Below are 13,204 nucleotides of genomic sequence, written 5' to 3' on the forward strand. Positions count from 1 at the left end.
AGTCTGCATGATATCGCGGCATCAGGTAAGTGGCGTCACCAGGTCGGCGTCCTCATTGCGTACGTTGCCCACCAGAGGCGAAACGGCATGCATGCGGATTTGGTCGGGGGCGCAGGGAGCAAGGAGGCGATGCAGGAGTTCGGGCGGAGTTTCCTTGCTGAGCCACAGACCGTAATCCGCTGGGGGCACGATTACCGGCATGCGGTCGTGAAGCTCACGCATCACGTCGTTGGCGTCGGTCGTGAGGATGGTGAAGGTGTCGAGTGCCTCGCCATCAGGCCGAGCCCACCGTTCCCACAGGCCGGCGAAGGCGAAGAGAGTGTCATCGGCTGGGTGGATGAAGAACGGCTGCTTGCGGCCGCCGCCCGTGGCCGGCTTCCACTCGTAGAAGCCGGAGGCTGGCACGAGGCAACGTCGGCTCTTGTACGCTGCGCGGAAGCTCGGCTTCTGCCCGACGGTTTCGCTCCGTGCGTTGATGAGCTTGGAGGCGATGTCCGCGTCCTTGGACCAGGAAGGGATGAGTCCCCAGCGGAGAAGATGGACGATGCGTTCACCGGTCGGGCGCTGTCGAACGACCGGCAACAACTGCTGGGGCGCGGCATTGTATCTCGCCTTGAAGTCCAGCACTTCTTGGTCGAGCTCCGCCGCGAACTGTTCTCGGACGCGCGAAACGGGGCCGTAGAGGGCGTAGCGACCGCACATCGACAGGGACTCCTGCTCATCAATGCTTGATACAACCATACACCGACAAGCGAAACGCGTGGCGGGCAAACGGACGTCCTCGCGCTCGGCTTCTTCAGCATCGCCGCCCCTAAATGGCCCGCACGCACGGCACGTCCTCCCAGGACGTCGTGTACGCTGGCGAGAGGTTTCCGCGACGCATCTGCCACGTCTTGGTTATACCCTCCGCAGAGGAACGGAGAGTTCCCCTTCCCCACTTCGCGTTGATTGCATCCAGCGCACGCATCAATGCCTCCGACTGCTCGTCCACGGCCGGCGCTGAGAACAGGCACCCTTGCACAACGCTCTGCGGTCGGAGCTCGCAGAGCATCACCCCGGCCTTCTGATAGGCAAAGCCCGGCTTGTACATATCGTCGAGCAGGCGAAGCGCCCACGCGGTCAATTCGCGGGTGTCGGCGGTCGGGCTTGGCAACGGAACGGTCGCCGTTCGCTGGTACTGCGGCTCCTTGGGCTTGAACGGGTTCGTCCGTATGTGGACCTGCACAGCCCCAGCGACCGAGTGCTGGGCGCGGAGTTTTTCGGCTGCCTTGCCCATGTAGCTGCCTACTGCCTCACGCAGTTCAGCAAGCTCGTACACGTACTGGCCGAAGGAGCGGCTACTCATGATTTGCTGCTTGGCAGGGGCCATCTCTTCCAAGTTCAGGCAGGAGACTCCGCGAAGCTCCCGCACCGTTCGCTCGAGCACGACAGAGAACCGGGCGCGAATGGTGTCAGGGTCGGCGTCGTGTAGCTCCCGAACCGTCTTGATACCCATATCTTCCAGGCGCGCGGCAATCTTGCGGCCCACGCCCCACACCTCGCCGGCTGAAATCTGGTGGTACAGCGAGGTCAGTTCGCCATCGGTCATTACAGCGAAATCGCACACGCCATCCGCTCCCGCCAGGCCCTTCTTCGCGCAGTGGTTGGCCAGCTTGGCCAGCGTCTTGGTGGGTCCGATACCGACACAGACGTGCAACCCCAACCAGTCCCGAACCCTTCGTCGAATCTTCCGACCGTACCCCGTCAGCCCTTCCGGGTCTTGAAGCGCGAACCCCTCCAGGTCAAGGAAGGACTCATCGATGGAGTAGACCTCCAGCCGCGGGCAGAACTGCCCGAGCACCTCGACGAGCCTATTACTCATACAGGCGTACAAGGGGTAATTGGATGAAAATGCAGCGATTCCTTCACGTCGAGCCAAGTCTCGCAACTGGTGCCATGGCGCCCCCATCGGCACGCCCAAGGCCTTGGCTTCGGCCGAGCGCGCGACGACGCAGCCATCGTTGTTCGACAGGACCACCACCGGCTTGCCTGCGAGGCGTGGGTCGAACAGCTTCTCGCATGAGGCGTAGAAGTTGTTCGCGTCGACGAGTGCAAATACCGTCATCTTTACGGAAGCAATACGGAAAACCTGCGGAAGAACTACAGCAGACGCTTGAACTTCCCGACCACGACGCCCCAAACGACGAGCTCATCCGCGTCGCTGACCTCAAAATCCGGATAGGCCTGGTTGGCAGAGCACAGGACCACACGCCCTCCTCCCCGCTTCTCGAGTCGCTTGACCAAGCGCTCGCCACGCAGGAAGGCAACGACGATGTGCCCGTGCTGCGGCGTCACACTGCGGTCGACGACAAGCATGTCGCCATCGAAGATTTCCGCCTCAACCATCGAGTCTCCAGACACCCGGAAGAAGAATGTCGAGACCGGGTTGCGGATGAGGTACTCGGATACGTCGAGGCGCCGGTCCTCATAGTCTGCCGCCGGCGAAGGGAAGCCTGCTGCAACCGGCGACAAACCCAAGGGGATGAGGCACGGGAGGACCGGCAGTCTCGCTGCCCAAAGGTCGGAGAGCACTGCGTGGCAAGGCATAGGCGCGAGCGGCGGCGCCAGCTGCAATTCGCTCATAGTTCGACAGCAAGCTCGGGTGTCATCACGGCCGGACGGCTACGTGCTGTGGAGGCCGCTGAGTCGGGTTGCCCGGAGAGTGACGACCTCAACGGGATGAGCCCGTCGCAACGCGGGCAGACCAAGCATTCGTTGGTTGAAACCAGCGCTGGTTCGAAGGCGGCGATGGGCACGGGACAGTGACATTGGGGACAGACGTGGTGCACGACAGTCATGGTTCGACTCCGGTAACGCTGTGTAGGTCCATGCGGCATCCGGGTGGTCCGACGGAACGCTGAATACTGTACATTTGTACACATGATAGCTCTTGGTTCGGCCATCGGCTACTCAGGACGCGGGGCGACTTGTTCGACGGTATTCAGCCGGACGGGGCGTACCCGGTCCGTGTCGCGCGACTTCGGCGATGTCTCTAGTAGTGACATGTCGGCGGCGGCCTCACGGAGAGCGGGGTATAGGCTAGCGCCTCGGGGTCGTCAGCCGGCCAGAAGCGGCCATTAAACGTATCCCTACTCCAAGTCATGTAAGATAGATTTCAATTCTGGAGAAAGCTTAACTGTACGCGATGACTACAAGCACACTAATTGAGCATGCCATATGGTTCTCCCCTGGCTCGCAATCAGATGACAGAATTTGCGAAATTTTTTGTCTCTTGTGGGAAGAGACTTGGAAATTCTGGAATTTGCCGCCAATTGACGGAATGAGTGATAACGATGCTGATAATGAGTTTTCGGCAGAACTCCACAGAGTCACTGGGCGCTTAGACGAGTGGACAAAGGGTGCGTGGCTCCGGTTAGCCAGCGGATTCTATCTGCTGGTTACGGAGTCGCACTTTTCACACGGCGACATATGCGGCGCGATAAGGAGGAACAAGCTTATCGGCAATGAAGACACAGTTATCGCAATCCCAGTCGCATCAGACAATTACATAGCTACTCAAGGCCTACTAAACCCTCTAGCCAGTGACCGAGAGATTCGTAAATGGCGAGAGCAGGCGAAAAATGTCTTGTTGGTGAGCCGTCCTCAAGTCTGTTTGGGCCGGTGAGGTCGCTTGACCCAGCTCGCGGCTGCCCGACTGAACGGCCAGACCGACCTATTGACATATCCAGAAAAATCGGATAGGCTAAAAAAACGTCATGCAAAGAGCAGGACGTTCGCCTAGTGCGATTATCGCTCTCGAAAAAGCCGCAAGGCTCGGGTGTCGATTGCAAAAGTATCTTGATCTGTGGCGCCTTTTCGTTGTTCGGAAAGGCCTTGTTAACCACCTGCAATCGGCACTAGCCGAGAGTTGATGGCCTGCCAGCTGGCAGAGCCTTATGTCGCGCCGTCCTGGCGCGGCTCAACTTTTCCCTAGTGTTCGCTCTTTAAAAATTCGGAATTTGTTCCACGCTTTGTGCGCTGCACAGGCACCGGCTCGTTCGTTCCGCTGTTCCGATGTTCGGTATTGCGGCACTTGCGACGTGCTGCGCATCGCCGTCGCGTATGGCATTTGCACGCTCAGCGCATGTACCCATGCCTGGGCTTCCGCAACGCCACCCTGTCCCGAAAACGCACGTCGCAGTCCTAGGCCCATTTCGTTCGGCCTACTCGCAAGAAACTTAGCTTCACCTACCCAACAAGCAACACCGGAACGTCGCTTCCGCGCTCCGATGCGTCGTCACGTCATCGAACTAACTGCAAGGGGAAAAGTATGGCTTCTGATTTCGATATGTCCGAATTCCTTAACGACTTCAACGCTCTTGGCAAGTACACCTGCATCGATGAGGTCATGTACAGATGGAACGGGAACAACTGGACTGTACTCACCGATAAATACGGCGAAGCTGAGGTTCTTGCATGGCTCAAAGAGCACGCACCACATAACGTCTCGCGAAGCACCGCGCGGAACGCTTGGGGAACGCTAAAACTGGACCTTCTGTGCGCCACAAAGAAGGCGACCGAATCTGGCGCGCTCATCCCGTGCCAGGGCACCTACGTTCGAGTCAGTGAAAGCGGCGAGCTCACGACGATTTCGCCTAGCCGAGAGTTGCAATGCTCCTACGCCCTGTCGTGTGCGTACGAATCTGCCGCTGAAGCTCCTACGTTCGCCCGCTTCCTCGAGCAAATCCTTCCCGATGAGGAACTCCGAAAACGGGTTCAGGAATTCGTCGGATACACCCTTCTCGGCGACCACAGGTATCAGTGCGCAGGAATGTGGCTTGGGTCGGGCGCAAATGGCAAAGGCGTCCTCAGCAATATCGTTCAGGCGCTCCACCAGGAAGTCGCCGCTATCCAACTCGACAACAAATCGCGGTTCGCGTTATCCGGACTCCATCGGGCAAGCCTCATCGTGGCCGACGAACTACCCCCGTCCAAGCTCGACGAGGGGCGCCTAAAGTCGGTGACCGCGGGTGAACCCGTGTTCATCGACATCAAGGGCGAGACCCCCATCACAACACGGGTCCGCGGAAAACTCCTCGTGCTCGGGAACAATTTCCCAGCCGTCAATGACGGCTCGGATGGCTTCTGGCGTCGCTGGGAAGTCATACCCTTTCAAGTCACGATTCCGCCCGCGCAACGCAACCCGAAACTGGCCGAGCAGATTATCAAGACCGAATTGTCCGGCGTCCTAAACTGGGCCATTGAAGGACTGCAACGACTGTTGCGGCGTGACGGGTTTGACCCGGTGCGACCGGAGGCGATGAATCGCGCAATCAAGACAGCGAAGATGGTCGCCGACGACGTAACAGGCTGGCTGGCCGACCGCGTCGTGTCCGTGACGGGCCCCGTCACTGCAAAGAAGAATCTCGTCTATGCAGACTATCATCACTGGTGCGCGGCGAACGATTTCGCCCCCAGAGCCCCGCAAGGTTTCTGGCTCAAGCTTAAGCGCTGCAGAACGGATATGACCGCGAAGAAGGTTCGCGTCCATGGCGGCGCGACCCTGAACGCGTGCAGCATCGTACTCCAGCCCGAGGTCGAACCTGACGTGTGCACGGCGCCCTTCGAGCACCTAGCGCTCGCTGCCTGACCGGCAGTACACCGAGCAGGCGCTCGGCTGTCGGCCTCCTCTGCCCGCGACGCACCACGATTGACCACATCTCAACCGCAAGTGCCATCGCACCCGGCTGAACACCCGCTTCACGCGCAATCGAAAAATCCTCGTCCTGGTTGGCCAAATTTAACTGGTCGGACCGGAGGGACTTTTGACTATACGTACTCACTCTCCCCCTCCTGAGCACGCACATGGCAACGGGGGCGCCCCGGAGTCAGCACGACCGGGGCTTGGATTTCACCTACACGACTGACCGGCCCCCACGGGGGCCATTTTCAACCGAAGAAGGAGTCTTACCATGCAACAAACCGAACTGATGTCGACTTTTGCTACTAATCTCCATGGAGCCGCGACGGACCACCAAACATGGCCATTCGCCTGCTGGCAGGACGAAAATCCGCGTGCGCTCGCCCTCATTGAGGAACGCATCGCTGAACGCCGTGACGAACAAGTAGCTGACGCACAAATTTCCAGCACGGCCTTGGCCCGCTACTTCCGTTTGCTCGATATCGCTCGCGTGGAACTTCGCGACGTCTTCTCCGACGAGGACTTTGGTCTGATGTTCAATACCCATCCCCACCCGGTCTGGACCGGGGAGTTCGAGACCACCCCGGCGGACATCCTCTATTCGTCCTACGGAGGGGATGGAATGGTTGACGAAGGCTCTGAGGTCTACACACTGTGCGTCAAGTTGGCCCAGCTGACCCCGCTCCAACAGGTTGCCCTCATCGACTTGCTGGAATGCGCATGGCGCGACCGGACGGTAGGACCGCTTCGTTACGCCGGCGGTGCGCTCGGCCGAGGCGAGAGCCCTCGTAGCCGCTCGTAACAGAGTTCGACGCCCCGGCTTCATCACTCAGCCGGGGCGGACCTGCCCATGACAGTGACAAACACGGATACACTGCGCCTCCCATTCATCACAGGGCGCTCGGTCGAGATGCAAACGGTTCGTATCACCATTGCGCTTCTTTGGTCCCTCCTCGTATCGTTCACGACCGCGGCCGCTGGCACCTTCACTGGCACTGTAGTCGGCATCGCCGATGGCGACACCGTCACAGTGCTCGACGCCGCAAATCGTCAGCACAAGGTTCGCCTGTCTGGCATCGACGCGCCTGAGAAATCCCAACCGTATGGGAATGTGTCACGACAACACCTGGCGCGCCTCGTATTCGACAAGGACGTCACGGTCGTCGCTTACAAGACGGACCGCTACGGCCGCACCGTCGGTAAAGTGGTTGTGAACGACACCGATGCGAACCTGGAGCAGATTCGCGCCGGCTTGGCATGGCACTACAAACAATACGAGCGCGAACAGGACGCTTCCGACCGCGAGACCTACGCCACGGGGGAAGTTGCAGCGCGGCAATCCCACCTCGGGTTGTGGCGAGAATCTGAAGCAGTTCCGCCCTGGGAGTACCGACGCCAGCGGCGCGGCGAGTAACGGGGGCAATCGAAACGGGCGGCACCCGCTGTTCCGGTGTTCCAGTGTTCTCTCGCCCCCCTGTCCATTCTGAACATGCGTTAAGTCATTTTGGCGCAGATGGGAAGCACGAACTTCCCAGGGAGACCACGAGGCGACCCACTCTTCCGGAGCAATTCCGGAATCTTTGCCGAATACTTGCGGGAGTCCTAATCCGCTACGATGTCACCCGTCACATCACAACACGAATGACATGCAGCGCAAACTCGTAACCGCCCAGGAACTGGACCATTTCCTGGGCCGCACAACCAATTTTCACTCTGCGGTGATGGCCCATCTGGAAGAGTTGGTCCCGTACGAGGACCAGCGGTTTGTAGTCGCCTTCCAGTCCGGTCTGCTTGCCGTCGAGCACGCGACCAGTGCGCTGCTTCTCAACCTTCAGGGTTTTCACACCTCGTCGTGCGCACTGATGCGGCCTCAGTTCGAAGCGCATCTGCGGGGCGTCTGGCTAATGTACGCAGCAAAGGATAGCTGGGTGGGTAAACTCAGCGAACCACTCACCGAAGACAGCGCCAGACGCAGCAACAAGATACCAATGCCCGCAGTAATGTTCGAGGAACTTCGGCAGAGCCCAGAAGCGCCGCAACCTGTCGTACAACAGCTCGAAGAATACAGCGAGGTGACCTGGAGGGCGCTCAGCAGCTATAACCATGGCGGGCTGCATCCCTTGTCGCGGGTGACCTCAGGCTTCCCGGCCCAGTTGGTCTTTGACGTTCAACGTAATTCAAATGCGATGCTGGCTCTGAGTGCCCAGCTACTGACGATTCTGACGGGTGTTCCGTCGGCGATGGAGCCTGTGCGGCGGTTACACGTCGAGTTCGCCGACTGCCTACCTATCATCCCCAGGCCACCAACTGCTGACACGTCTCGATAAGCCATCGCTCGGTGCCCACAATCTGGAATTGGCCAAAGCTTCGCGCAAACCCTACCGAGCGAGGAGATGATGTACGCCTGGTCAACGATGAATCTCGTACGCCCATACCTTCACATTTTCCAAACCATGTCGCCGACACCCTCTGGGATTGAGAACAAACTCCGCGTCGCCACTTCCGGCACGACAACCAAGGAGTTCATCATGAGCAAGAGCAGCGGTAACAGCACCCCCTCCGGTCGCACGGGCAACACTTCTGGCAGCAATCTCGGGGCTGGCCGGGGGCGCCCTTCGACGGGATTTCCGGGTGGGAACTGGCCTGCCACAACCGGCAGGCCGTCCGGAGGCGGGCGTGGCAATGCCCCCGCCAAGGGCGGCAAGTAATCACGCCGGCTAAGTAGCCAACGTTCGGCAGGCCGCAGTAGGTATATCGGCCTCCGCCGCGACCCGCCCCTGATGGTATTGATACCAGAAGGGGTAGCGCATCTGACACCAGGCCAGGAAGCCGTCGCAGCCAAATGGAAACACCGGCCACGGCGCGAAGACCTCCTGGGCACCGGGTACGGAACTATGCGTTGTTATCCCGACGAGGAGGGTCTCGGAAACATGTGCGAGCAAAGTGAGGTAACGCATCACCCAGTGCATGTTCAGGATGCGCTCTTCTTGTTCAGGGCAGCATTTCTTGACGATGAGTTTGACGAGCCCCTGGTCGGGTAGCGTCTTGCCGGTACTCCAGCGCTTCAATGTTTGGACATCAATGCCGACACGAAGGCCCTCGCATTCCGATAGGTATTTCACCAGCGCCCCCATGGACCTTTTCTTCGTTGCACGTATCAGGAGCCGGTAAAACTGAGGGCCGGGGGCACGGGGACGCCCAGCTTCATCTTCGAGGAAGGGCGTGATGTCGCGCACCGACTCGTGGATGACATCCCCATCCGAACTCGCGCTCCATGCAGCCAGATGCGAAAGTGCCGTCTCAAGCGTGATGGCCCACTGAACACACCCGAAACGTTGTTTTGAGGTCACGGCCGCCAGCGCAAACGACATCTCAGCGGAAATCAACGGCCTAGTCAGGTCGGCACGCACCAAGGTCCGCGCCGCCTCAGCAAAGTCGCCCCGCTCAATCCAGCGGACCGGTTCCATCAAGGCAGCCTCAATTGCCAGGATATACCGATTGGCATACGAGTATTCTTCAATCGGCTTACCCATGCAGTAGCCATCGAGGAAGCTTGCCCAAGTGCCGCGGGCGGCAAGCCGATTCAGTTCTGTCTCGTCACCGAACTCGGCTGCATCTAGGGCCCGCTGAAACACCTCACTCATCCCGACATAAGGCAGCATCACCGCAAGCAGCTCATTACAAAGGCGCTTTGGCGGGGACTGCCTGCGCCTGCGGTGATACTCGAAACTCTTGATGATTGACTCCGCGCCCAGCTCCTTCCAGACGCTGCTCATGGGGATACCCAAGAGCTTCAGAAAAACCGCCGGAGACAGCAGAAAACAGCTTGTGAGCTCTATTGGAGCGGGCCGCCCACTGAATGGATTCGAAAAGAGCCGGTGCGTCACCGCGCCCCCGTACCCGGTACTGCGTCCCCCCGGAACACTTTGGACCGGTGCCACCCCAAGTAATCACGGTGACCATCAGCAAGGGAACCCGCTCGAACCCCCGTCCCTTCAATGCCGAGTAATGCCCATTGGCGGTCGCTCAGTTGTGAGGAACGCAGAAGTTGCCCCGCATCGGAAAACGTCACCCATCCCTTATCGAACAGGGCATCCAAGTGCGGGGCAAGCAACAGGCCGTTGAACACATCCAACCGCTCCGCGTCACTCTCGCAATCAGCCCAAGGCTTGATGTGCGACGCTCGTAGCAACTCGACCACATCCAAACCAGTCACTGCACACCGGCCACCCCAGAACTCAATGAGCGTTCGCCGGAAGATGTCTTGGCCGATACGCTGAACCACCTCACGGACAGCTTCCGTGCTGCTCGGGGAATTCCGAGTCGTAGCAACGAACTCCCGCAGCCCCTCCTGATGCAAGACTCGAGAGATGGCTGCCACCCGCAGCAGGATTCCATGCAAGCGAGGGTAGCCCTCGATTCCATCGAACCGCGTCGCCCAGGGACCCGATTCGGAAGACAACACCAAACCAAATTCAACGCCAAGTCGCTGCCCTATCACGCCGTCAGACAGGCCAAGTCGGTAGGCTCCTGATTCCTGCACGACAACGCCAACCCATGCGGGAAAGGCCGTCGAGCTGAAAACGACCCAGCACCCCTGCTGGTTAGGCGTCAGGTCGAACCCTGCGTCTGCCGCCACCTTTGCAACACGCGTCTGCTCAAGGGACGGCCCTGCATTGGCTTCTTTCGGAACGCCCGCGTACCAGCGAAGAATCGCCCTCAGCGCTGTCTCATCCGCAACGAGGCAGGATACCTGATTGGGCGCAGTAAGCTTGGAGTCCTGCTGTTGCTTGATTCGGGAGCCCTGGTAGGGCTGCGCGCACATCTCGATGCCGGCCATACCCGGCAGCTCGCAGCGTTCGAACAGCAGGCGGGTCTGCTTGGCAAGGTGCTCACCCAAAGACACGTCGTAGTCGCCCAGGACAAGTGCAAACTGCTTGCCAAGTGGCCCGCCTACGGCAAAGAGCTGTGCCTTGCTTCGACTGCGTACATCGAATCGATGGATGTCCAGTTCATCAGCCAGCGAACCGTTGATGACATTCAACGTCTCCTGGGCGGGAAATCCGAGGATGGCCGCCATCAAGCCTCCGCCCTAACCAACTTCTCATAGCCCTGCTCGATGACCTGCGCAATCATCGGCCGCCGGGACACCAGGAAGCTCAGGTAGTCCATCTCCTGCCACCCCTCAGGCAAGGCGTGCCAGTGCGTCATATCCTTGAGCTCATCCGGGGTGAACCGCGCAGCGTACTTGGACCGATACTCCTTGGGCGGGATATCGGATATGGCAATATTGTCGTCCCGCTCCACCAGCGCATAGTTGGCAATCTGGTTAGTATCCCGCAGTTCCTTGACGCCAATCTTGTGTAGGTAGCGCTTCGGAAAATGGTGGTGGCACTCGAGCGGCTTCTTGTTACCGATGGCCGGCGGGTCGAGCAGGTCGGCGACCTTGCCTTTGGAGAACGGTACCTTTGCCTCAAACAACACCAGTGCGACGTAGTAGGCGAACAGGCTGGCCCCCCGCGCAGCCGAGGTTGCCAGCGCCAATGGAACTTTGAGCAGCGTGTCGGCCATCCTGAATTTCCTCCCCGGAACTCCCAAAGCGGGCGGTAGCCAGCCCTACGAATCAAAGACTATCGAACACCGAGCCGAAGTAAGACGGGTAGGCAGCCAGTGCGCTAGCAACCACCTCCCGGTACTCGGGCAGAGCGCCGCGGAAATTGAACCCTTCGTATCCCGCCAGCCAAATATGAAATGCGACGTCCTGCGCGATGTGTCGGTCAGCAATACCGGACTCATACGTTGAGACAGCAAGTTTGCTCGGCAGTCCGTACGCTAGAGACTTCTGAAACTCGTTCAGCGCGCCGGCCTCCTCGTCATTGAGCCCAGCCGCCCCGAACAGGAACTGACCAACGGCTGCAGCAACTAGCGGGCAATCAAACCCGAGACATCCCTCCAAGAACTGAAGTACGTCAGCCTCGGTAAGCTTACGTCGGCCATCCTCTCCCCAGGGCTTGGACGCTTCAGCTTCCCTGGCCAAATCAATCAGCTGTCGATATGAGTTCCCTCGCATCCATCCCTGTGCGAGCTGCGTCGAGATGCCGGGAGGTTGCATGCCTGTCAGCAACTTGTCGTCGACCACAGCGATGAAAAGCGGCCACACCGCTTGCAACCAGTCATCGGGTGTCGCGAGAGCCCGCAGCGCATCTGCTCGTTCCTGAACCCAGGCTTCGACCATTGTCGAATCGAATGCACCCAGCAGCGTCTTTGCGTACGCCGCCTGTCGAGCGGGTTCGGGGACCAACTGCTCGATGTTCGTGGCAGACAATTCAAAGAGCTGCACAAGTGAAGCCTTCGTGGCCTCGTCCGCGAGGGAATAGGCCAGCGTCGCGGCCGCCAAGTCGCGTACTCTGGGCAACATGTTCTCGAAGTTATCGACGCCACGGTTGGCCATCAAATAGCTTTCGAGGGCGGACAACAGCTCTTGCCTACTCGAAATCTCCTTCGTCAGCGACCGTTGGTCGAATCCAAGTCGCTGGTAGGCGTCGCCCATCTCGGTGGCCCAAGCCTGCAACTCGTAGCCTCGCTTGAAGTAGGCCTGCAGTACGTCAGCTGTCGGGACTGGCAGGGTGTTCCTGCCATCAGGTGACGAAATGGGCGTCAGCAATTCGAGGAGAGAGCTCGAAGTCTCCTCGGAATTCTCCGGATTCAATAGCCCAACCGCCGCCTGCAGGCGCCACCGCTCTGTTCGATTGTTGTCAATGACCCTAGGGTCAGCAAAAAGGACAAGTCCCTCGGTGTGCATGCCAGCGCGACCGGCGCGGCCAATCAAATTCTGGAAGTCCCGCGTCTTGATGCGTTCAGCGCCTTGATTTACCCCTGAAACGATGAGGTACCGAATGGGCAGGTTGACGCCCTGAGCTAAGGTCGAGGTGCAAATCACTAGCTTGATGAGCTCGCTTTGCATTGCATGCTCAATGGACAGCCGCAATCCTTGTGGCGTCGTTCCGTGGTGGACAAAAGCGCCGAGCGCCGCTGCCTTCGTCACCATGGAGTCCGCGCCAAAGTGCTGCGTCGCCAGATGAGTCAAGCGTTGAATTTCGTTGGCGTCAGACGCTGCGGCAGGGGATGGCAGCTTGAATCCCCGCTCGTACACCTCAACCGCGCGTTCTGCCAAGCCACTTGCGGTGTCCTTCCTGCCGCAGAACACGGCCACGGCGCCACTCGGGGCCAAGCGAATTCCAAGGTAAAGCGAAACGTCTCTCCATGCATCGTCGCCCTTCTGCGGAAATAGTCGGACCTTCCGCTCCCTCCCTCGCAGTTCCAGTTCTTGAGCCTCGATACTCCTCGGTACGAAGTAGTCCGGGCGCGCATAGCTGTCTGACTCAAAGAACCACAACTGAGCTTGCCCCCATAAAACGGACGCCATGAAGTGAAGTTCTAAGGCTTCATGGAGGAACGTGAAATGAAAGCGAGGATACCGAAGCGGGTCTATACGACTCAGTTCCGCGAGGCGGCGGTGCGGCA

General features: G+C 59.4%; 11 protein-coding genes. 4 read left to right on the forward strand and 7 right to left on the reverse strand.

From position 1 onward, the window contains the following. Window positions 1-21: 21 nt before the first annotated feature. The 3 genes from GPA27_RS02025 to GPA27_RS02035 all read right to left on the reverse strand — a co-directional run bounded on the left by GPA27_RS02025 (window position 22) and on the right by GPA27_RS02035 (window position 2,622). The gene (locus GPA27_RS02025; RefSeq protein WP_169137290.1) at window positions 22-702 is read right to left on the reverse strand and encodes an SOS response-associated peptidase; all 681 of its coding nucleotides are present in this window, start codon (window positions 700-702) and stop codon (window positions 22-24) included. A 109-nt stretch (window positions 703-811) separates the two neighbouring features. Further along, a complete protein-coding gene (gene umuC / locus GPA27_RS02030) occupies window positions 812-2,104 on the reverse strand; it encodes a translesion error-prone DNA polymerase V subunit UmuC (RefSeq protein WP_169137301.1) in 1,293 nt (430 codons plus the stop codon). A 35-nt stretch (window positions 2,105-2,139) separates the two neighbouring features. Next, window positions 2,140-2,622: a LexA family protein gene (locus tag GPA27_RS02035; RefSeq protein ID WP_246260903.1), complete on the reverse strand. Its 483-nt coding sequence runs from the start codon at window positions 2,620-2,622 to the stop codon at window positions 2,140-2,142. Between the two features lie 1,687 nt (window positions 2,623-4,309). Here GPA27_RS02035 and GPA27_RS02040 point away from each other — a divergent pair. From GPA27_RS02040 to GPA27_RS02055, 4 genes are all read left to right on the forward strand, one after another. Further along, the gene (locus GPA27_RS02040; protein ID WP_169137303.1) at window positions 4,310-5,629 is read left to right on the forward strand and encodes a DNA primase family protein; all 1,320 of its coding nucleotides are present in this window, start codon (window positions 4,310-4,312) and stop codon (window positions 5,627-5,629) included. 322 nt (window positions 5,630-5,951) lie between these two features. Further along, window positions 5,952-6,482 (forward strand): hypothetical protein, encoded by a 531-nt coding sequence (locus GPA27_RS02045; protein WP_169137305.1) that lies wholly within the window; start codon window positions 5,952-5,954, stop codon window positions 6,480-6,482. Window positions 6,483-6,530: 48 nt separating this feature from the next. After that, window positions 6,531-7,094 carry a thermonuclease family protein gene (locus GPA27_RS02050; RefSeq protein ID WP_246260904.1) on the forward strand — a complete coding sequence of 188 codons (564 nt, stop codon included), beginning with the start codon at window positions 6,531-6,533 and terminating at the stop codon, window positions 7,092-7,094. Between the two features lie 232 nt (window positions 7,095-7,326). Next, window positions 7,327-8,007: a DUF6988 family protein gene (locus tag GPA27_RS02055; protein ID WP_169137307.1), complete on the forward strand. Its 681-nt coding sequence runs from the start codon at window positions 7,327-7,329 to the stop codon at window positions 8,005-8,007. 390 nt (window positions 8,008-8,397) lie between these two features. On the opposite strand, the gene GPA27_RS02060 is transcribed toward GPA27_RS02055, so the two are convergent. The 4 genes from GPA27_RS02060 to GPA27_RS02075 all read right to left on the reverse strand — a co-directional run. Next, a complete protein-coding gene (locus GPA27_RS02060) occupies window positions 8,398-9,456 on the reverse strand; it encodes a hypothetical protein (protein ID WP_169137309.1) in 1,059 nt (352 codons plus the stop codon). 107 nt (window positions 9,457-9,563) lie between these two features. Beyond that, window positions 9,564-10,760, reverse strand: coding sequence for an HNH endonuclease (locus tag GPA27_RS02065; protein WP_211164777.1), 1,197 nt, complete (start codon window positions 10,758-10,760; stop codon window positions 9,564-9,566). Further along, complete coding sequence (locus tag GPA27_RS02070; protein ID WP_211164778.1) at window positions 10,760-11,251, reverse strand: hypothetical protein; 492 nt, start codon at window positions 11,249-11,251, stop codon at window positions 10,760-10,762. The genes GPA27_RS02065 and GPA27_RS02070 overlap by 1 nt, the downstream gene beginning before the upstream one ends. 52 nt (window positions 11,252-11,303) lie before the next feature. Continuing rightward, window positions 11,304-13,204, reverse strand: a 1,901-nt coding sequence (locus GPA27_RS02075) for a helicase-related protein (protein ID WP_211164779.1), incomplete at its 5' end; no start/stop codon positions are given.

Origin of the sequence: Aromatoleum toluolicum, from assembly GCF_012911005.2 — a bacterium.
GTDB classification, from domain to species: Bacteria; Pseudomonadota; Gammaproteobacteria; order Burkholderiales; family Rhodocyclaceae; genus Aromatoleum; species Aromatoleum toluolicum.